Below are 22483 nucleotides of genomic sequence, written 5' to 3' on the forward strand. Positions count from 1 at the left end.
CGTGGAGACATCGAGGAGCGCGTGGCCGCGCTGTGGCGCGACCGTCTGGGCCTGGAGTTCGTGGGCCGCCATGACGACTTCCTGGAGCTCGGCGGCAACTCGCTGACGGCCGCGCAGCTGCTCAATCAGCTCCGTGATGCCTTCGGCGTGAACCTGCCGCTGGCCGCCCTCTTCGAAGCGCCCACCGTCGCTGGCATCGCGGGACGCCTGGAGCCCCTGCTGCTCCAGGCGCCGCAGGCCCCCGTCTCCACGGAGCTTCCGCTGGTGCCCCTGCCTCGCGACGGTAGCGAGCTGCAGCTGTCCTTCGTGCAGGAGCGCGTCTGGCGCCTGGAGCAGCACCTGCCCGGCCTGTCCGCGTACAACCTCCCGTTCGTCCTCCGGCTCGAAGGCGACCTGGACGCGGACGTGATGGAGCGAGGCATCCAGGAGATCGTCCAGCGCCACGAAGCGCTGCGCACGACCTACGACACCGTGGACGGCCGCCCCGTGCAGCGCTTCCACCCGCACATGCGCGTGCCCCTCACCCGCGTGGAGCTGCGCGGCCCGCTGGAGACGCGGGAACCGGAGGCGCTGCGGCTCGCCCGTGAGGACGCCGCGAAGCCGTTCGACCTGGTCCACGGCCCCGTGCTGCGCACCACCTTGGTTCGACTGGACGCGAAGCGGCACCTGCTGATCTCCAGCATCCACCACATCGTCAGCGACACGATGTCCATCGCCCTGCTCGTCCAGGAGCTGGGCCAGCTCTACGACGCCTTCGTCCAGGGCAAGCCGTCTCCACTCAAGCCACTGCCCCTCCAGTACGCGGACTTCGGTGCATGGCAGCGCCGTGGCATCACGAGCGGCCGTCTGGCCGAACAGGACCAGGGTTGGCGGCAGCGGTTGGCCGGCATGCCGCGCCGGTTGGATCTGCCCACGGACCGTCCCCGCTCCAACGAGCCGCTCATCTCCTCCCAGCGCATGACGTTGGACTTCCCGCCCGCGCTCGCCCACGAGCTGGTGGCCTTCACGCGTCGCGAGGGCTTCACCGGCTACATGACGGTGCTCGCCGCGTGGCAGACGCTGCTGCACCGCTACTCCGGCCAGACGGACGTCGTCGTCGGCACGCCCATCGCCAACCGCACGCGTCCGGAGCTGATGCCGCTCATCGGCTACGTGGCGCACTCCGAGGCGTTCCGTACGCGCTTCACCGAAGGTCTCACGTTCCGCGAGCTGCTGGCCCAGGTGCGAGGCGAGGTCGCGGACGCGCAGACGCGCCCGGACGTGCCCTTCGAGTACCTGGTGGAGGCGCTCATCCCGGGCCATGACATCGGCCGGGGGCGCATGACGGACTCCGTGTTCGTCTACCACACGGGCGTGAGTTCCTCGGAGACGCTGGAGCTCATCGGCCTGCGCGCCACGTTGGTGGAGGTGCCGGGCACGCCCGTGCAGTGGGGCTCTACCCTGAGCGCGCTCACCCTGGTCCTCTTCGAGTCCCCCACCCGCGTCCATGGCGCGCTGGAGTACGCGTCGGACCTGTTCGACGCGGCAACGACGGCTCGGCTGATGGAGCACTTCCAGGTGCTGCTCGGCGCCGCGCTCGCGAACCCCGACACGCAGGTGGCGCACCTGCCGCTCGCCACGGATGACGAGCGCCGCGCCTGGCCCACGCCTCGCGCCACGCCGGGGCTGGTCCCTGTGCCCACCGCACTCGCGGAGCGGCGCGCGCGCCACGCTGGCGCCACCGCCCTGTCGCAGGGGGAGACGCACTGGACCTGGGCGGAGCTGGGCGCTCGCGCGGATGCCCTGGCCGCGAGGTTGAAGGCGCTGGGCGTGAAGGCTGGAACACCGGTGGCCGTGTGCCTGCGCACGTCGCCGGAGAAGCTGGCCGCGCTGTGGGCCGTGCTGGCCGCGGGCGGAGCATGCGTCGCCCTGGGCCCGTCCGACCTGAGCCACCTGCCCGTGTACGCGCTCGAAGGCGCCCCGGTGCCGGTGCTCGTCACCACGCGCGCGCTGGTGGCCTCCGTGCGCGTGGACGCGGCGCGCGTCGTCTACGTGGAGGATGTGCCAGCCGCGAGCGAAGCGTCCGCCACCGTCGCGCACGCGGAGCCGCACGCCCTGGCGTGGCTGCTGCCCACGGGCCGAGGCCAGCCCGCATGGGCCCTGGGACACCGGGAGCTGGCGGAGTTCTTCACCGGCCTGGACACGCGCCTGTCGCCCCCGGACGGCGGCGCGTGGCTGGCCGCGAGCGAGCCGTCCTCCGACCGTCCGGAGCTGGAGGCCCTGTGGGCGCTCACGCGAGGCCTGCGGGTGGTGTTCCCTCCGGATCGGATCACGGCTCGGCTGGTGGGCCTGGGCGATGGAGGCCCTCGCGCGAAGGCGATGGACGTGAGCCTCATCTACTTCGCCAACGACGAGGACACGCTCCAGGGCCCCAAGTACGAGCTGCTGCTGGAGGGCGCGAAGTTCGCGGACGCGAATGGCTTCTCCGCGGTGTGGACCCCGGAGCGGCACTTCCACTCGTTCGGCGGTCTGTATCCACAGCCGGCCGTGGTGGCGGCGGGCCTGGCCACCGTCACGAAGAACCTGCGCCTGCGCTCCGGCAGCGTGGTGTTGCCGCTGCATGATCCGCTGCTCATCGCGGAGCAGTGGTCCGTGGTGGACAACCTGTCCCAGGGCCGCGTGGGCCTGTCCGTGGCCACGGGCTGGCACACGCAGGACTTCACCTTCGCGCCGGCCAACTACGAGAAGCGGCGCGACATCCTGCTGGAGAAGCTGTCCACGCTGCGCGCCCTGTGGCGAGGCGAGCGCTTCAAGCGCCCCGCGGGCGCTGGCAGCACGGCGGAGGTCGGTCTGCGCCCGAAGCCGGTGCAGAAGGAGCTGCCGGTGTGGCTCACCGCCACGGGCAACCCGGAGACGTTCCGGATGGCGGGCGAGCTGGGCGCGGGCGTGCTCACGGGCCTGATGTCGCACACGCTGGAGGAGCTGAAGCAGAAGGTGGCGCTGTACCGCGACGCGTGGCGCCGCAACGGGCACCCGGGCCGCGGCCACATCACCTGCATGCTCCACACGTACCTGGGCGACGAGGAACAGGAGGTGCTGCGCACGGTGCGACAGCCGCTGCTGTCGTACTTCCGCAGCTCGGTGGACATCAGCACGTCGCTGCTCCAGGCGCAGGGCATCACCGACGTCCAGAAGCTGTCGCCGGACGACATCAACGCGGTCCTGGAGCGCACCTTCGAGAACCACGCGAAGAACACCGGCCTGCTGGGCACGGTGGACAGCGCGCTGCGGCGGCTGCGCGACGTGCGCGCGGCGGACGTGGACGAGGTGGCGGCGCTCATCGACTTCGGCCTCGACACCCCGGTGGTGTTGGAGGGCCTGCGCCGGCTCGCGACCGTGCGTGAGCGCATGGACGCGGAGGCCGCCGCCCACCAGGAGCAGGTGCTGGTGGAGGCCGAGGCGGGCGTGGAGGGACTGCTGGAGCTGGCGCGCCAGTCCGGCGCGGTGCTGCTGCACACGTCGGCCCGCCTGGCGCGTTCACTCAGCGAGCTGCCGGGGGCGCGTGAGTCGCTGTCGCGCGTGGGTGCGCTGGTGTTGGAGGGCGCGTCGGTGGAGCTGGGCTCGGCGCTGCACCGGGCCGCGGGCGTGGAGGTGTGGCTGTCCGGTGACGCCCAGGAAGGCGCGCTGCTGCCGCGCACGTTGGCGGAGCGCATCCCCGCGAACCTCCAGGCCTGGGTGCTGGACGCGGCCGGTCAGCCCGTGCCCGTGGGCGTGGTGGGTGAGCTGGCCCTCGCGGGCGCGGGGCTCCCGTCCGCACTGTGGCGCGCGGGTGATGAGGAGCACCGCCGCCTGGTGCCGCACCCTCGCGAGGCTTCCGCGAAGCTGTTCCGCACCGGCCGTCATGCCCGCCTGCGCGGGGATGGCCGGTTGGAACCGGTGGCCTCGCCGTCGCGGCTCCCGCCTCCGCCCGTGGCGCGTCCCGCCGTCGTGGAAGCGCCGCGTCCCGTGGCGCCCGCCGCACCGGCTGTGGCGAACATGAGCCCACCGCCCATTCCGCGCGTGAGCCGTGAGCAGCCGCTGCCCCTGTCCTTCGCGCAGCAGCGCCTCTGGTACCTCCAGCAGATGGAGCCCACGAGCAGCGCGTACAACAACCCGGCCATCTTCCGGCTCAAGGGCGACCTGGACAGGGCCGCGCTCCAGGCCGCGCTGGACGCGATGGTGGTCCGCCACGAGGTGCTGCGCACCACCTACGCCCTGGAGGGGGACCACGCGGTGCAGGTCATCCACCCGCCCCGGGGCCTGCCGCTCCAGCACTGGGACGTGCCCGGCGACACGCCGGAGGCGCGCGAGGCGGCGATGCGCGCGTTCTGCCAGGACGCCGTGCGCCAGCCGTTCGACCTGGAGCAGGAGGTCTTGCGCGCGGCGCTGATCCGCCTGGGGGCCCAGGAGCACGTGCTGCTCGTCACCTTCCACCATGCGGTGTCCGACGCGTGGTGCACCCTGGTCATCGCGCAGGAGTTGACGGTGAACTACACGGCCTTCCGCGCGGGCCAGCCCTCTCCGCTCCCGGAGCTGCCGGTGCAGTACGCGGACTACGCCGTGTGGCAGCGCGCGTGGCTGGAAGGCGGTGTGATGGAGAAGCAGGTGGCCTGGTGGAAGGACCACCTGACCGGCGCGCCTCCGCTGGACCTGCCCACGGACCGGCCTCGCCCGGCGGTCATGTCCTCCGCGGGCGCGCGGCACACCTTCCTCCTGCCGACGGCGGTGTCCGCGCCGCTGCTGGCGCTGGGCCGCAAGCACGGCGCTACGTCGTTCATGGTGTTGATGGCCCTCTTCCAGACGGCGCTGTCGCGCTACTCGGGACAGGACGACTTCGTGGTGGGCACGCCCATCGCGGGCCGCACGCGTCCGGAGCTCGAATGGCTGATGGGGTGCTTCATCAACACCCTGCCCTTCCGCTCGAGGCTGTCTGGCCAGCCGTCCTTCGTGGAGCTGTTGGGGCGCGTGCGCACCCAGGCCCTGGACGCCTACGCGCACCAGGACGCTCCCTTCGAGCGCGTGCTGGATTCGCTGGATCTGCCGCGCGACCTGAGCCGCACGCCGCTGTTCCAGGTGAGCATCAACGTGGTGAACATGCCGGAGGTCCAGGGCCGGCTGTCGTCGCTGGAGCTGACCCCGGTGGAAGTGCCGACCGGCACGGCGAAGTTCGACCTGGGCATGGAGGTCGTGGAGGTCAAGGACGGCTTCAACTGCGGCATGGAGTACGCCACCGCCCTCTTCGACGCGGCCACCATGGAGCGCCTGGCCCGGCACATGGTGGGTCTGGCGCGCGAGGTGGTGGCCCATCCCCAGACGCCCGTTGCCCTGCTGCCGCTCATGGACGCGGCGGAGCGCCAGCGGGTGCTGGTGGAGTGGAACGACACCTTCCAGGACTTCCCCCAGGACGCGCGCATCCCGGACCTCTTCGCCCGGCAGGCCGCGGCGAGGCCGGACGCGGTCGCGGTGGAGTCCGGCGGCGAGCGCCTGACGTACGCGCAGCTCGAAGCGCGGGCGAACCAGTGGGCGCACGTGTTGCGTGAGCACGGCGTGGGCCCGGACGTGCTGGTGGCGGTGTGCCTGGAGCGCTCGCTGGAGCTCGTCGTCGCGCTGCTCGCCGCCGTGAAGGCGGGGGGCGCGTACCTGCCGTTGGATCCCAGCTACCCGGCGCCTCGGCTGGCCGCGATGCTGGAGGACGCGCCCGCGAAGGTGCTGCTCACCACGCGAGCCCTGCGCGCGGCGGTGCCCCTGCCGCTGGAGCTGCCGTCCGTCTTCGTGGAGGAGCTCGCCGCCCGGGATCTGCCCACGGCACCGGTGGTGGCGGGAGCGGACTCGCGCCATCTGGCCTACGTGGACTTCACCTCCGGCAGCACCGGGCGCCCCAAGGGCGTCGCGGTGGATCACCGCGCGGTGATGCGCCTGCTGCACCACCCGGCGTTCGCGCGCATGAGCGCGAACGAGACGTTCCTCCAGCTGGCGCCCATCTCCTTCGACCCGGTGACGCTGGAGATCTGGGGACCGCTGCTGCACGGCGGACGGCTGGTGATGTTCCCGCCCACGTCGCCGTCGGACCTGGACGTGCTGGCCCAGGTCATCCAGCGCCATGGCGTCACCTCGATGATGCTCACCGCGGGCCTCTTCACGCAGGTCGCGGACCTGAAGCCGGAGGCCCTGACGGGCGTGCGCCAGCTGCTGGTGGGCGGCGACGTCGTCTCCCCGCCGCACGTGCGCAAGGTGCTGGAGGCGCATCCGGGCCTCGTCGTGACCGCGGGTTACGGCCCGACGGAGGCGACGCTCATCGCCGCCACGCACGTGATGACGGAAGCGGCGCGCGTGGACGCCCCCGTGCCGCTGGGCCGGCCCATCGCGAGGACGGACCTGTACGTGCTGGACGCGCGCGGACAGCCGGTGCCCCCGGGCATCCCCGGCGAACTGCACATCGGCGGCGAGGGCCTGGCGCGCGGCTACATCTCCCGGCCGGACCTCACCGCGGAGCGCTTCATTCCGCATCCCTTCTCCTCGCGGCCCGGTGAGCGCCTCTACCGCACGGGCGACCTGACCCGGTGGCGCGCGGATGGGACGCTGGACTTCCTGGGCCGCACGGACCACCAGGTGAAGGTGCGCGGCTTCCGCATCGAACTGTCGGAGGTCGAGTCCGCGCTGGGCGCTCACCCGAACGTGCGCGAGACCGTGGCCGTGGTGCGCGAGGACGTGCCCGGCGACAAGCGCCTGGTGGCGTATGTCGTCGCCCCGTCCGCCCCCGAGCCGGAGGCGCTGCGCGACTTCATGCGCCAGCGGGTGCCGGACTACATGCTGCCGTCGGCGTTCGTCCTGCTGGAGTCGCTCCCGCTGACGGCCCAGGGCAAGGTGGACCGCAAGGCCCTGCCCGCGCCGGAGGGACAGCGCGCCTCGCGCCGCGAATACGTGGCGCCGCGCACCCCGAGGGAGCAGGCGCTGGCCCAGGTGATGGCGCAGGTCCTGCGCGTGGAGCGCGTGGGTCTGGACGACAACTTCTTCGAGCTGGGCGGCGACTCCATCATCAGCCTGCAGGTGGTGGCGAAGGCGCGGCAGGCCGGCGTGCGGTTGCAGGTGAAGGACCTGTTCCAGCACCCCACCCTGGGCGCGCTGGCGGCCGTGGCCCGCGACGGCGACGCCACCCTCGCGGAGCAGGGCCCGGTGGTGGGCGACGTGCCCCTCACGCCCATCCAGGTGGACCTGTTCGAGCGTGAGCCGACGTACCCGCACCACTTCAACCACGCCCTGCTGCTCAAGACCCGTCAGCCGCTCAAGCACGACCTGTTGCAGCGGGCGGTCCAGGCGCTCGTCGCCCACCACGACGCCCTGCGCCTGCGCTACGTCCACGCCGAAGACGGCACGTGGCGCCAGGAGAGCGTGGCCCCTGAGTCCGCGCCGCCCGTGCTCCTCCAGGTGGACCTGTCGATGCTGCCTCCAGAGGCCCGGCCCGCCGGGATGGAGCGGGAGGCAGCGCGCCTCCAGGCGGACTTCGCTCTGGCGACACCGCCGCTGGTGCGCGTGGCGCTGTTCCACTTCGGTGCCGGTGAGCCGCAGCGCCTGTTGCTGATCATCCACCACCTGGTGGTGGACGCGGTGTCGTGGCGCATCCTGGTGGAGGACCTGGAGACGGCGTACCTCCAGCTCCAGTCCGCCCGCGCCCCGGCGCTGCCCGCGAAGACGACGTCGTTCCTGTCCTGGGCGCAGCGGCTGGAGAAGCACGCCCTGTCGGAAGTGCTGGGCGAGCAGGAATCCTTCTGGCGGGAGGCGATGCGCGGCGACGTGGCCCCGCTGCCCGTGGATGGCCCGGGTCCGTACACGTACGCGTCACGGAGCAGCGTCGCGGTGGAGCTGGATGCGGAAGAGACGCGACAGCTGCTCCAGGAGACGCCCACCGGCTGGCGTGCGCGCATCGACGACGTGCTCCTGACCGCGCTCGGGCGGACGTTGGGCGAATGGACGGGGAAGCCGGACGTCCTCATCGAGTTGGAGGGTCACGGCCGCGAAGAACTGTTCGCGGACGTGGACGTGTCGCGCACCGTGGGCTGGTTCACGTCCGTGGCGCCTGCGCTGCTGCGGCTGCCCAAGGATGGCTCGCTGGGTGAAGGGCTGCGCGCAGTGCGCGACTCGCTGAAGGCGTGGCCCGGCCGCGGCATCGGCTTCAACCTGCTGCGCCACCTGGGGCCGCCGGAGACGCGGGCCCGGTTGGCCGCGCTGCCCAAGGCGCAGGTGTCGTTCAACTACCTGGGCCAACTGGACGGCACGGCCGCCGCCAGCACGCTCTTCACCCTGAGCGACGAGCCGGTGGGTCCCATCGTGGAGCCCCGGGCCTTGCAGCCGCACGCGCTGGCCGTGGACGGTTCGGTGCTCCAGGGCCGGCTGCGAATGACGTTCGGCTACAGCCACCAGCAGCACCACGAGGCGACGGTGCGCACGCTGGCGGAGCGCTTCCTCGGAGTGCTGCGCGAGCTCATCGCCCAGCGCCATTCCGAGGATGCGCGGCGGCGCACTCCCGGCGACTTCCCGCTGGCCCGCCTGTCCCAGGCCGCGCTGGACGCGGTGTTGGCGGCGCAGGGCTCCACGGTGGAGGACGTGTTCCCGCTGTCCCCGCTCCAGGAGGGCATGCTCTTCCACGCCCTGAATGATCCGGAGGCGGCCTACTACTTCGAGCAGGCCGGGTGGTCGAGCCACTCGGACGTGGACATCGCGCTGCTCCAGCGGACGTGGCAGACGGCGGTGGACCGCAACCCCATCCTGCGCACCGCGTTCGTGTGGGAGGGCCTGGAGTCGCCGCTCCAGGTGGTGCACTCGCAAGCCACGCTGCCGTTCATCGTCCACGACTGGCGCCACCTGCCAGAGGCGGAGCAGCCGGCCGCGTTGGCGAAGCTCACGGCGGAGGACCGTGCGCGCGGCTTCGACGTGTCTCGGGCGCCGCTGTCGCGGATGACGGTGGTGCGCCTGGGCGAGTCGCGCTGGCGCTTCCTCTGGAGCCACCACCACCTGCTGATGGACGGCTGGAGCATGGGCCTGTTCTTCCAGGAGGTCTTCGCCCTCTACGACGCCGTGCACGCCGGGACTCCGCCGCCGCCCATGGGCCGGCCTCCGTTCCGCGACTACATCGCGTGGTTGGACCGCCGGGATCTGGTGGAAGACGAGCGCTTCTGGCGAGACCAGCTCACGGGCCTGTCGGCGCCCACGCCCCTGCCCTCGGCGCGGCCTGCGTCCCTGGTGCGGCCCAGCACGTCCGAGAAGCGGCCCGACGTGAGGGTGACGCTGCCGGCGCCAGTGACCACCGCGCTGGAGTCCTTCGCGCGGCGGCATCAGCTCACGCTCAACACGCTGACGCAGGCGGCCTGGGCGCTGGTCCTGGCGCGCCACGCGGACACGCGAGACGTGCTCTTCGGAACGACGCTCGCGGGCCGTCCGCCGGAGCTGCCGGGCGCGGACGCCATGCTGGGCCTGCTCATCACCACGCAGCCGGTACGAATCACGCTGCCCGGTGATGGCGAACCCGTGCTGCCGTGGCTCCAGTCGCTCCAGGCGAAGCTCCTGGGCATCCAGCAGCACCAGTACTCGCCGCTGGTCTCGACGCATGGCTGGAGCGACATCCCCCGAGGACAGCCGCTCTTCCAGTCGCTATTCGTCTTCGAGAACTACCCGTTCGACGCGTCGGTGTTGCGCCGCTTCACCGCGATGGACCTGCGCGACCTGGAGTTCGGCGACAGCACGAACTACCCGCTGTCGGCCACCGTGATACCGCGCGAAGAACTCCAGCTGCAGCTGGTCTACGACGCGGGCCACTTCGACGCGGACGCCATGCAGAGGGTGTTGGGCCAGTGGCGGCAAGCGCTGGAGGGATTGCTCCAGCCGGACGCCCGGATCGAGGACGTGTCACTGCTGCCCGCGGAGGACCGCGCGTGGCTGCTGCGCACCGGCACCGGCGACGCCATGGCCTTCGAGCGCGACGCCACCCTGCATGCGCGCTTCGAACGCCAGGCCGCCGCGACGCCGGACGCCAACGCCGTGGTGTTCGGCGGGACGACGCTGACCTTCCGCCAGCTCAACGCGCAGGCGAACCAGCTCGCCTGGCACCTGCGGTCGCTGGGAGTGGGCCCGGAGGTGACGGTGGGTCTGTGCCTGGAGAGGTCGGCGGAGGCCATCGTGGCGCTGCTGGCGGTGCTCAAGGCCGGAGGCGCCTTCGTGCCCGTGGACCCGTCGGCCCCAGCCGCGCGCAAGTCGTTCATCCTCAAGGATGGTGGCGCGTCGGTGCTGGTGACGACGCGGGCCCTGCAAGAAGCGTGGAACCCAGAGGTGCCCCACCTGGTGCGGCTGGACGCAAAACCTGTCGGACAGTCGGACAGGTTTGGGAAGGCCGCGTCGGGAGCCGAGGCCAGCGAACCTGTCGGACAGTCGGACAGGTTCGCTGAGAACCTGCCGCCGGCGGCGGGCCCGGCGAACCTGGCCTACGTCATCTACACGTCGGGCTCCACCGGCACGCCCAAGGGCGTGATGGTGCAGCACCGGTCGGTCCTCAACTTGCATCAGGCTCTGACCCGCAGCCTCCACGCAGGGTTGGCACCGGGACAGCGCGTCACCGTCAACGCGCCGCTGCACTTCGACGCTTCCATCGCCCAGGTGGTCCAGCTGCTCGCCGGCCACTGCCTGCACATCGTCCCGGAGGACGTGCGGCAGGACGCGGAGGCGATGGTTGCGTGGCTGGAGGGCCAGCGCATCGACGTGCTGGACTGCACGCCGTCGCAGCTGCGGCTCATGCTGGCCTCGGGCCTGCTGGAGCGCGCCCACGTGCCGGGAGTCATCTCCGTTGGTGGCGAGGCGGTGGACGAAAGCTCCTGGCGCCAGCTGCGTGCATCCAACCGCACGCGGGCGTTCAACGAGTACGGTCCCACGGAATGCACGGTCGACGCGGCGGACTGGCGCATCCAGGACGCGGCCCAGGAGACGCCCGTCATCGGTCGTCCGCTGGCCAACCTCAACGCGTACGTGATCGACGGGCACCAGCGACTGGTGCCTTTGGGAACACCGGGCGAGCTGTGCCTCGGCGGCGAAGGCATCACGCGTGGCTACCTGGGCCGACCGGACCTGACGGCCGAACGCTTCGTGCCGGATCCGTTCAGCACGGAGCCCGGCGCGCGGCTCTACCGCACGGGTGACAAGGCCCGCTGGCGCGAGGACGGCACGCTGGAATACCTGGGCCGGTTGGACTTCCAGGTGAAGCTGCGCGGCTATCGCATCGAGCTGGGGGAGATTGAAGCCGCGCTGCGCTCGCACCCGGACATCCGGGACGCGGTGGTGCTGGTTCGCGAGGACCGGCTCATCGCCTGGATCGCGCCCCAGGTGGACACGGCGCCCCTGCGTCAGCACCTCCGGCGGACCCTGCCGGAGTACATGGTGCCCGCCGCGTTCGTTGCGCTGGACGCCCTGCCCCAGACCCCCAACGGCAAGGTGGACCGCGACGCCCTGCCCTCGCCAGAGGCCGCCCCGGCCTCCGAGCGCGTCATCGAACCGCCCTCGACGCCCACGGAGGTGACGCTGGCCTCGCTGTGGAGCGAAGTGCTCCGCGTCCCGGCGGTGGGCCGCCATGACGGCTTCTTCGAACTGGGCGGCCACTCGCTGCTGGCCACGCAGCTGGTGTCGCGAGTGCGTGCGCGCTTCGGCATGGAGCTGCCCCTGCGGGCGCTGCTGGAGGGCCCCACCGTGGCGGAGTTGGCGCGCCGGATCGACGCGCTCCAACAGCCCCAGCAGCAGGATGCGTCCGCTTCCGCGCTGCCCTCGCTGGTCCGCGCGGAACGGCCGGACGTGCTGCCGCTGTCGTTCGCGCAGCAGCGCATGTGGTTCGTCGAGCAGCTGGGCACCGCGGGCACCGCCTACAGCATCTCGCACCTGATGGACCTGGACGGCTCGCTGGACGTCATCGTCCTGCTGGCCGCGTTCGACGAACTGGTGCGCCGCCACGAAGCGCTGCGCACCACGTTCCAGTCGCGCGAAGGCACGCCGTCGCAGGTCATCCACCCGCCGTTCCCCATGTCCCTGCGGCACGCGGACCTGTCCGCGCTCCCGACGCACGAGGCACGAGAGACGGAGGTATCGCGGCTGGCCCGGGAGGAGTCCTCCACCCCGTTCGACCTGGAACAGGGCCCACTGTTCCGAGGGCTCCTGATGAAGCTCGGGGCCACGAAGCACGTGCTGCTGCTCAACACGCACCACATCGTCACGGATGGCTGGTCCACCGGTGTGCTGGTGCGGGAGATGGGCGTGCTCTACGCGGCGTTCGCGGCGGAACAGCCGTCGCCGTTGCCAGAGCTGACGGTGCAGTTCGCGGACCATGCCCTCTGGCAGCGAGCCTGGTTCCAGGGCGAGGTGCTGGAGTCGCAGGTCGCGTACTGGCGTGACCAGCTTGCGGGTGCTGCCCCCTACCTGGAGCTGCCCACGGACCACCCGCGTCCATCCCTTCAGGGGGCCTATCGCGCCGGCTCCCAGCCCCTCGTCCTGTCGCGGGAGCTGAGTGAAGCGGTGGAGGCATACGCGCGGCAAGCGTCCGCCACGCCGTTCATGGTGCTGCTCACGGCGTTCCAGTTGCTGTTGCACCGGTACTCCGGACAGGAGGACGTGCTCGTGGGGTCGCCCATCGCGGGCCGTCGCCACGCCGAGTCGGAGTCGCTGATCGGCTACTTCGCGAACACAGTCGTGTTGCGCACCCGGATGCGCGGGACACAGCGCTTCCGCGAGCTGCTGGACGCGGTGCGCGCCACCACGCTGGGCGCCTACGAGCACCAGGACCTCCCCTTCGAAAAGCTGGTGGAGGTGCTCCAGCCGGAGCGCGACCTGGGCCGCACACCGCTCTTCCAGGTGACGTTCACGCTCCAGAACGCACCCATGCCAGAGCTGGCGCTGCCAGGACTGACGCTCAAGGCCCGCGAGGATCTGAAGGAGTCCACCCACTTCGATCTGCAATGCGTGCTGGCTCGAGGGCCGGATGGCTTCGAAGGCGTGCTGGGCTTCAACCAGGACTTGTTCGATCCGGACACGGTGGCCGGCATGGTCGAGCACCTGCGGGTGCTCCTGGAGTCGGCGCTCCGCTCGCCGGACGCGCGGCTGCCGGAGCTGCCGTGGCTCACCAGGGCGGAGCGTCAGCGGCTGCTCTCCGACTGGAGCGGCACCTCCCGCGACTTCCCGCGTGACGCGTCCGTGGCCTCGCTCTTCACCGAGCAGGCCGCGCGCACGCCGGACGCCACGGCGCTCAAAGCCGGTGAGCGGCGGATGTCCTACGCGGCGTTGGACCGGGCTTCGAACCAGCTCGCGCATCACCTGAGGCGTCAGGGCGTGCGGCCCGGCCACCGGGTGGGCCTGTGCGTGGAGCGTTCATTCGAGAGCATCACCGCGCTGATCGGCATCCTGAAGGCCGGTGCGGCCTACGTGCCGGTGGATCCTCAGGCCCCCGCGGAGCGCATCGCGTGGGTGCTGCGCGAGGCGGGCGTCAGCCTGCTCGTGACCGAGGATGCGGTGGCGGACGAGCTGCCGGCCGTCACGGACCTCCAGGTCCTGTTGGACGCGGACGCCGCTGTCATCGCAAGGCAGTCCGAAGCGGCGCTGGACCTGGCGGTGTCCTCGGAGGCGCTGGCCTACGTGATGTTCACGTCGGGAAGCACCGGCCGGCCCAAGGGCGTGAGCGTGCCGCACCGGGGCATCACGCGCCTGGTGCGCGGTGCGGACTTCATCCACTTCGGTCCGGAGGAGGTCTTCCTCCACCTGGCACCCATCGCGTTCGACGCGTCCACGCTGGAAGTCTGGGGCGCGCTGCTGAACGGGGCGACGCTGGTCGTGGCCCCCGCGGGCGCGCTGTCGCTCGGGGACACGGGCGCGCTGCTGCGGCGCGAGGGCATCACCACGCTGTGGCTCACCGCCGCCCTCTTCGAGCAGATGGTGCTGCACCAGGGCGACGCGCTGGCCCGCGTGAGGCAGGTGCTGGCGGGTGGCGACGTGCTGCCCGTGGAGCGAGTGCGCGAACACCTGAAGCGGCTGCCTCCAGGCGCCGTGCTGGTCAACGGCTACGGCCCCACGGAGAACACGACATTCTCCGCCACGCACACGCTGCGCGCCGGTGACACCGTGGGCCGCTCGGTGCCCATTGGCCGACCGCTGTCGAACTCCACGGCGTGGGTGCTGGACGCGACGCTCCAGCCCGTACCGCCGGGTGTGCCGGGCACGCTGTACGTGGGCGGAGACGGCCTGGCCTGGGGCTACCTCCAGCGCCCGGACCTCACCGCCGAACGCTTCATCCCCCACCCCTTCGCCAAAGAGTCCGGAGCGCGCCTCTACGACACGGGCGACCGCGTGCGCTGGCTGCGTGACGGGACATTGGAGTTCCTGGGCCGCGCCGACTTCCAGGTGAAGCTGCGCGGCTTCCGAATCGAGCTGGGCGAAATCGAAGCCGTGCTGCGCCAGTCGCCGGAGGTCGAAGAGTCGGTGGCCGTGGTGCGCGAGGACGTGCCCGGCGACAAGCGCCTCGTGGCCTACGTGGTGAGCGGTGAAGGCCTGGACACGGGCGTGCTGCGGGCAGCCGTGCAGAAGCAGCTGCCGGACTACATGGTGCCGTCCGCCATCGTGGTGCTGCCGAAGTTGCCGATGAGCCCCAACGGCAAGGTGGACCGCAAGGCCCTGCCCGCGCCGAAGGCCCGTGTGGCGGACCCCGCATCCGCCACGCCCCGGAGCGCGCTGGAGAAGGCACTCGCGGATATCTGGGCGGAGGTGCTGCATCTGGAGACGGTGGACATCCACGGCGACTTCTTCGAGCTGGGTGGGCACTCGCTGCTGGCCACGCAGGTGGTGGCGCGCATCCGTTCATCGCTGGGTCTGGAGCTGCCACTGGGCGAGCTGTTCCGCGCGCCCACGGTGGCGTCGCTGGCGGAGCGGCTGGTGGATGCCCGCCGCACCCAGGCGCCGCCGCTGGTCCCCGTGTCGCGCACGTCGGCGCCCGCTCTGTCCTTCGCGCAGCAGCGGCTGTGGTTCGTGGACCAGTTGGAGCCGGGCAGCCCGCTCTACAACATGCCGCTGGCGCTGAGCCTCACCGGCGACCTCGACGTGGAAGCATTGCGCGGAAGCCTGGACGCGCTGATGGCGCGGCATGAATCCCTGCGGACCACCTTCCGCATGGAGGCGGGCAAGCCGGTACAGGACATCCACCCGGAGGGCCACGTCCCCCTGGAGCTGGTGGACCTGACGGGCCTGGGAAGTCGCGCCGCGAAGCAGGCCGAAGCCCAGCGCCAGGGCCACGCGGAGACGCTCCGCCCGTTCGACCTGACGCGCGGGCCGGTGATCCGTGCACTGCTCATGAAGCTGGACGCGCGCGAGCACGTGCTGGTGCTGCACCTGCATCACATCGTGTCCGACGGCTGGTCGCTGGGCGTCCTCGTGCGGGAGCTCACGGCCCTCTACGCGGCGCTGCGAACGGGCCAGCCCGTGACGCTGTCCCCGCTGCCAGTGCAGTATGCGGACTACGCCGTCTGGCAGCGCGGCTGGCTCCAGGGCGGCGTGCTCCAGGCACAGGTGGAGTGGTGGAAGCAGCAGTTGTCCGGGGCTCCCTTCGTGCTGGACCTGCCCACGGACCGGCCGCGGACGGCCGGTGCGGATCGGCGCGGTGGGCGGATCCAGGTGTCGCTGCCGCGCGCCCTGAGCGAGCGCGTGGAGGCACTGGCGCAAGCGGAAGGCACCACGCCCTTCATGGCGCTGCTTGCTGCGTTCCAGGCCGTGCTGTCGCGCACGTCCGGACAGGACGACGTGCTGGTGGGCTCGCCCATCGCGAACCGCCGGCAGGCGGAGACGGAAGGCCTCATCGGCTTCTTCGTGAACATGCTGGTGCTGCGCGGGCGCTTCAGCGCACGGACGACGTTCCGCGAGCTTCTCGCGCAGATGCGCGCCACGACGCTGGGCGCGTACGAGCATCAGGACATCCCGTTCGAGCACCTGGTGGAGGCGCTCCAGCCCGAGCGTGACCTGGGCCGCACGCCGCTGTTCCAGGCGATGTTCGCGCTCCAGAACGCCCCCTTGCCGGAGCTGGCGGTGCCCGGCCTCATCGTGGCGCCAGCCCACCTGGAGGGCGATGCCCCCTCGCAGTTCGAGCTGGCCCTGAACCTGAGCCGCTCGGCGGACGGCTACGAGGGCCACCTGGGCTACGCGGCGGAGCTGTTCGACACGGCCACCATCGAGCGGCTCTTCGCCCAGCTACGGCGGTTGCTGGAAGCCGTGTGCGACGCGCCGGACCTGCCGCTGGCGGACGTGTCGCTCGTCTCGCCGGAGGAGCTGGTGCGGCTGGTGCGCGTGGGCAGCGGCGAGTTGGTGGACTTCGAACGGGACGCCACGTTGCACGGCCTCATCGAGCGGCAGGTGGCGCGCACCCCGGATGCCCCCGCTGTCGTGTTCGAGGCGTCGTCGCTGACGTACCGGCAGCTCGACACGCGGGCGAACCAGCTCGCGTGGCGGCTGCGTTCGCTGGGTGTGGGGCCGGAGGTGAAGGTGGCGCTGTGCCTGGAGCGTTCGGTGGAGGCCATCGTGGCGCTCCTCGCGGTGCTCAAGGCCGGTGGCGCCTTCGTCCCATTGGATCCTTCCGCCCCTGCGGCGCGCAGGGACTTCGTGCTGAAGGACAGCGGCGCGGCAGCGCTCGTCACGACCGAAGCCGCCTGCGGGGACTGGAGCCCCGACGGCGTCCACGAAGTGTGGCTGGACGTCGAGCAGACCGGCCTGGGCGCCCTCTCGCATGAGCCCCCGCCCGCCCTGACGGGCCCGGAGCACCTGGCGTACGTGCTGTACACGTCCGGATCCACGGGCACGCCCAAGGGCGTGATGGTGCAACACCGCACCATCCTCAACATGCACCAGGCCTTCATCCGCGCCTTCTACGCGGGCCAGCCCAAAGGCCAGCGCGTCACCGTCAACGCGCCGCTGTACTTCGACGCGGTGATGGACCGCGTGGTGCAGCTCATCGACGGCCACTGCCTCCACATCGTCCCGGACGCGCTGCGCGTGGACCCGGAGGCGATGCTGGCGTGGCTGGACCAGCACCGCATCGACTCGTTCGACTGCACGCCCGCGCAGCTCAAGCCCCTCCTGGCGGCGGGGATGCTGGAGCGGGCCTGGGTGCCACCCCTCGTGATGATGGGAGGCGACGCACTGGACGCGGAGGCGTGGCGCAAGCTGGCCGCGACGGACCGCACGCGCGTCTTCAACGGCTACGGCCCCACGGAGTGCACGGTCTGCACGGCGGGCGTCGTCATCCAGGGGAGCCTCCGCACGGAGCCCTTCATCGGCCGGCCCGTGGCGAACCTGAATGCGTACGTGCTCGACGCGAGGCAGCGCCTGGTGCCCTTCGGCACGCCGGGCGAGTTGTGCTTCTCCGGCGAAAGCGTCACCCGCGGCTACCTGGGCCGTCCGGACCTGACGGCCGAGCGATTCGTGCCAGACCCCTTCAGCGCGGAGCCCGGAGCCCGCCTCTACCGCACGGGCGACAAGGGTCGCTGGAGGCCGGACGGCACGCTGGAGTTCATGGGCCGCCTGGACTTCCAGGTGAAGCTGCGCGGCTACCGCATCGAGCTGGGCGAAATCGAAGCCACGCTGCGCACCCACGCGGGCGTCCGTGACGCGGTGGCCCGGGTGCGCGAGGACGTGCCGGGCGACGCGCGGCTCGTGGCCTACGTGGTGACGGAAGGCGACACGGAAGGACTGCGCGAGCACCTGCGCCGGCACCTGCCGGAGTACATGGTGCCGTCGGCTTTCGTCGCCCTGCCCGCCCTGCCGCTGACGCCCAACGGCAAGGTGGACCGCAAGGCGCTGCCCTCACCGGAGGCGCGGCTGCGTGCCGCGCGCTCGTACGAGGCCCCGGCGACGCCCGCGGAGGTGGCCCTGGCCTCGCTGTGGGAGGAGCTGTTGAACGTGCCAGTGGTGGGCCGCAACGACCACTTCTTCGAACTGGGCGGCCACTCCATCCTGGCCACGCAACTGGTGTCCCGCATCCGCGCCCGCTTCGGCGTGGACGTGGGCGTCCGGGCACTGTTCGAGTCCCCCACCGTGGCGGCGCTCGCCCAGCGGCTGCCGGATGCACCGGAGGCCAACGCCCTGCCACCGCTGCGACCCGCCGCGACGCCCGGTCCGCACCCGCTGTCGTTCGCACAGCAGCGGCTGTGGTTCATCGATCAGCTCGACCCAGGCAGCGCGCTCTACAACATGCCCACGGCGCTGCGGCTCTCCGGCGCGGTGGATGTGCCCGCGCTCCAGAAGTCCTTCGACGCTCTGGTGGAACGTCACGAAGCGCTCCGCACCACGTTCGAAGCCCACGACGGCGAACCCCGCCAGCACGTGCACCCCGCCCCCACCGGAGTCCTGTCGGTGGTGGACCTGACGGGCCTGCCCGACGACGAGAGAGAGACGGAGGCCGTGCGGCTCGCGAGCGAGGACGCGCTGAAGCCCTTCGACCTCGCCGTGGGCCCGCTGGCGCGCCTCACGCTCCTGAAGCTGGGCGAAGAGGAGCACGTGTTGCTCCTGTGCATGCACCACGCCATCGGCGACGGCTGGTCCATGAGCATCCTGGTGCGCGAAGTCACCTCGCTCTATGAGGCCTTCCGGCAGGGCCAGCCCTCGCAGCTGGCTCCATTGCCGGTGCAGTACCCGGACTTCGCCGTGTGGCAGCGCGGTTGGCTCCAGGGCGAAGTGCTGGACGCGCAGCTGGGCTGGTGGACGCAGCAGTTGGCCGGAGCCCCGCAGGCCCTGGCCCTGCCCACCGACAAGCCGCGTCCGCCCCAGCGCTCCGCCAGGGGCGCGACGTTCCCGGTGCGCCTGTCGCAGTCGTTGAGCGAAGCGGTGGAGGCCCTGGCCCAGCGCGAAGGGGCAACGCCCTTCATGCTGTTGCTCGCGGCCTTCCAGACGCTGCTGCACCGGTACTCCGGTCAGGAGGACCTGCTGGTGGGCACGTCCATCGCGGGCCGGCGCCACGCGGAGACGGAGGGCCTCATCGGCTTCTTCGTCAACACGCTGGTGCTCCGCGCACGGTTCGACGGCCGCCCGTCGTTCCGCCAGCTGCTCTCGCAAGTGCGCGCCACCACGCTGGGTGCATATGAGCACCAGGACATCCCCTTCGAGCGCCTGGTGGAGGCGGTGCAGCCCGCGCGCGACCTGTCGCGCACGCCGCTCATCCAGGCCCTCTTCGCGCTCCAGAACCTGCCGGAAGCAGAGGTGCGCCTGCCGGAGCTGACGCTGCGTCCGGTGGAGGTGGACCTGTCCTCGACGAAGTTCGACCTGGACCTAAGCATGGCCCGCACGGAGCGGGGCTTCGAGGGCGCCCTCTCCTACGCCACGGACCTCTTCGAACCCGCCACGGCCCGCCGGCTCTCGGAGCACTTCCTCCAACTGCTGGAAGCCGCCGTCACCCGGCCGGACGCGAAGGTGGACAGCCTGCCCCTGCTGACGGCGGAGGAGCGTCAGTGGGTGCTGGAGGAGTGGAGCGGCGAGACGGCTCCCTTCGAAGTCGATGTGCCCTTCCACGCGCGCTTCGAACAGCAGGTGACGCGCACGCCGAAGGCGCCCGCCGTGGTGATGGGCGACACCTCCGTGTCGTTCCACCAGCTCAACGTGCGCGCGAACCAACTGGCGCATTACCTGCGCTCGCTGGGCGTGGGCCCGGACGTGCCGGTGGCGTTCTGCCTGGAGCGTTCGCCAGAGGCCATCGTCACCATCCTGGGCATCCTCAAGGCGGGCGGCGCATACGTGCCGCTCGACCCGGCGGCCCCTGAAGCGCGCAAGGCCTTCATCCTGGAGAACAGCGGCGCGGCCGTGCTGGTGACCACCCAGGCGCAGGTGGAGTCGTGGCAGCCACCGACGCGGCACGTGGTGCGGCTGGACGCGGACGCGCGGCGCATCGAGTCGTCCTCGCCGGGCAACCCGCGGTCGGGCGTGCGGCCGGAGCATCTGGCCTACGTCATCTACACGTCGGGCTCCACGGGCGCGCCCAAGGGCGTGATGATCCAGCACCGCTCGCTGGCACACCTGCGGCGCGCGATGAACGAAACCTGCTTCGACCGGGCGTCGTCCCGGCCGCTGCGGGTCAGCGTCAACGCGCCGTACTTCTTCGACGCGTCGGTGCAGCAGCTGTCGCTGATGCTGGACGGCCACTGCCTGTTCCTCGTCCCGGAGACCGTGCGGCGGGATCCGGAGGCGATGCTCACGTGGGTGGAGCAGCACCGCATCGACCTGCTGGACACCACGCCGTCGCAGTTCCAGCTGCTGCTGGAGGCGGGCCTGCTGGAGCGCGAGCATGTGCCGAGCCTCTGCTCCATCGGCGGCGAAGCCATGGACGAGGTGACATGGCGCACGCTCACGGCGACGGATCGGACCTGGGCCTTCAACGCCTACGGCCCGACCGAGGTCACCGTGAACGCGACCATCGCCCCCATCCAGGGCAGCCCCATGTCCACGCCCGTCATCGGTCGCCCGCTGCTGAACCTGAGCGCGTACGTCCTGGACGCGAACCTGAACCCCGTGTCCGTGGGCGTCCCGGGCGAGCTCTACATCGGGGGCGAGGGCCTGGCGCGCGGCTACCGCCACCGGCCGGACCTCACGGCGGAGCGCTTCATCCCCCATCCGTTCAGCACGGAGCCCGGGGCGCGGATGTACCGCACGGGCGACCGGGTCCGGTGGATGCAGGATGGCACCCTGGAGTACCTGGGCCGGGTGGACTTCCAGGTGAAGCTGCGCGGCTACCGCATCGAGCTGGGTGAAATCGAGGCCGCGCTGCGTGCATCTCCGGGCGTCCGCGACGCGACGGTGTTGCTGCGTGAGGACGTCCCTGGCCTCCCGCGACTGGTGGCGTATGTAACGCCAGAGGTGGACACCGCGACGCTGCGGGGACACCTGCAGCGCTCGTTGCCGGAGTACATGGTGCCCGCGGCCTATGTCGCCCTGCCCGTCCTGCCGCTGACGCCCAACGGCAAGGTGGACCGCAAGGCGCTGCCCGTCCCCGTGGACGGACCCGTGAGCCCCGAGACCCACGTGGGCCCCAGGAACGAAGTCGAGGCGCGGGTCGCGGCGCTCTGGGCGGAGGCGTTGGGCGTGTCCACCGTGGACGTGCGCACCAGCTTCTTCGAACTGGGCGGGCACTCGCTGCTCGCGGTGCGGCTGATGGCGGCGGTGCACCGGGAGACGGGCCGGAAGCTCCCGCTGTCGGCGCTCTTCCAGGCTCCCAGCGTGGAGCGGTTCGCGGTCCTGCTGGGTGAGGCCGAGCCGAAGCCCTTCACGCCACTGGTGCCCTTCACGAAGGAAGGCACGGGCAGCGCGCCGCCGTTCTTCTTCGTGCACCCGGTGGGAGGCAACGTGCTGGCCTACGCGGAGCTCGCGCGGAGGCTGGGACCGGATCAGCCCTTCTACGGCATCCAGGCCCGAGGCCTCGACGGCGCGGATCAGCCGCTGGACACCGTGGAGGCCCTGGCCGCCAGCTACGTGCGGGTGGTGCGTGGGGTCCAGCCCCACGGTCCGTATCACCTGGGTGGGTGGTCCCTGGGCGGCGTCATCGCCTACGAGATGGCGCACCAGCTCCGCGAAGCAGGTGAAGCGGTGGAGCTGGTGGCGATGATCGACTCGTACGTTCCAGAGACGGTGTCGGACTCGGAGCCGGACCTGGACCGCACGCTGGCGGTGGGCATGTTCGCGCAGGACCTGATGGGCGTGTCGCTGGCGGACCTGGACGTGGACACGGCGGAGCTGGCGACGCTGGAGCCTGAGGCGGCGCTCGCGAAGGTGCTGGAGTCCGCGGCCCGGTCCGGTGCGCTGCCACCCGGAGTGGACGCCACGGCCCTCTTCCAGGTCTTCGAGGCGAACCTCGAAGCAGCCCGGCGCTACCACCCGCCCGCCATGGATCAGCGGTTGGTGCGCTTCCAGGCGGAAGAGCTCGTCGATGACACGGGCACGGGAGACGGTGGCTGGGCGGCGCTCGTGGGAGACCGGCTGGAGTCGCATCGCCTGCCGGGCACCCACTACACGCTGCTACGCGATCCGGTGGTCCAGTCCGTGGCGGAGTTGCTGATGAAGGCGCTCCGCGACGCGGGCAAGAAGTAACGCAGGCACCGCGAGTCCCTGCCGCCCACAACGCGGAAACCCCGCTCCCTCCTTCGAGGGGGCGGGGCCCGTGAACAGAGTGACTGGCGCGCCGCGGCGCTACATGCGCGATCAGGTCCGCGACGTTCACCACGCGTGACAGGCCAGAGTCGGTGAAGGCGCGACACGGGATGTATCAGGCGGGTCAAGCTAGAAAGGTTTCATGGAGTGGTTGAAGAGCCTGCTCGGCCGCGCTTGAGGGCGTGCCGAGTCCCCGCTCCCCGAGTGGGCTGGCGTCAGGAACCTCCGGGGTTTCGTCACCAGGAGTGCCGAGGAATTGAGCACCCGGGCTGCTATTAAGTGT

General features: G+C 71.4%; 1 protein-coding gene. It reads left to right on the forward strand.

From position 1 onward, the window contains the following. The first annotated feature begins 9 nt into the window (after positions 1-9). A complete protein-coding gene (locus tag D7Y11_RS24640) occupies positions 10-22140 on the forward strand; it encodes a non-ribosomal peptide synthase/polyketide synthase (protein ID WP_255431120.1) in 22131 nt (7376 codons plus the stop codon). The last annotated feature ends 343 nt before the right edge of the window (positions 22141-22483 follow it).

The sequence above is a fragment of the Corallococcus sp. AB018 genome, from assembly GCF_003986945.1.
GTDB lineage: Bacteria > Myxococcota > Myxococcia > Myxococcales > Myxococcaceae > Corallococcus > Corallococcus exiguus.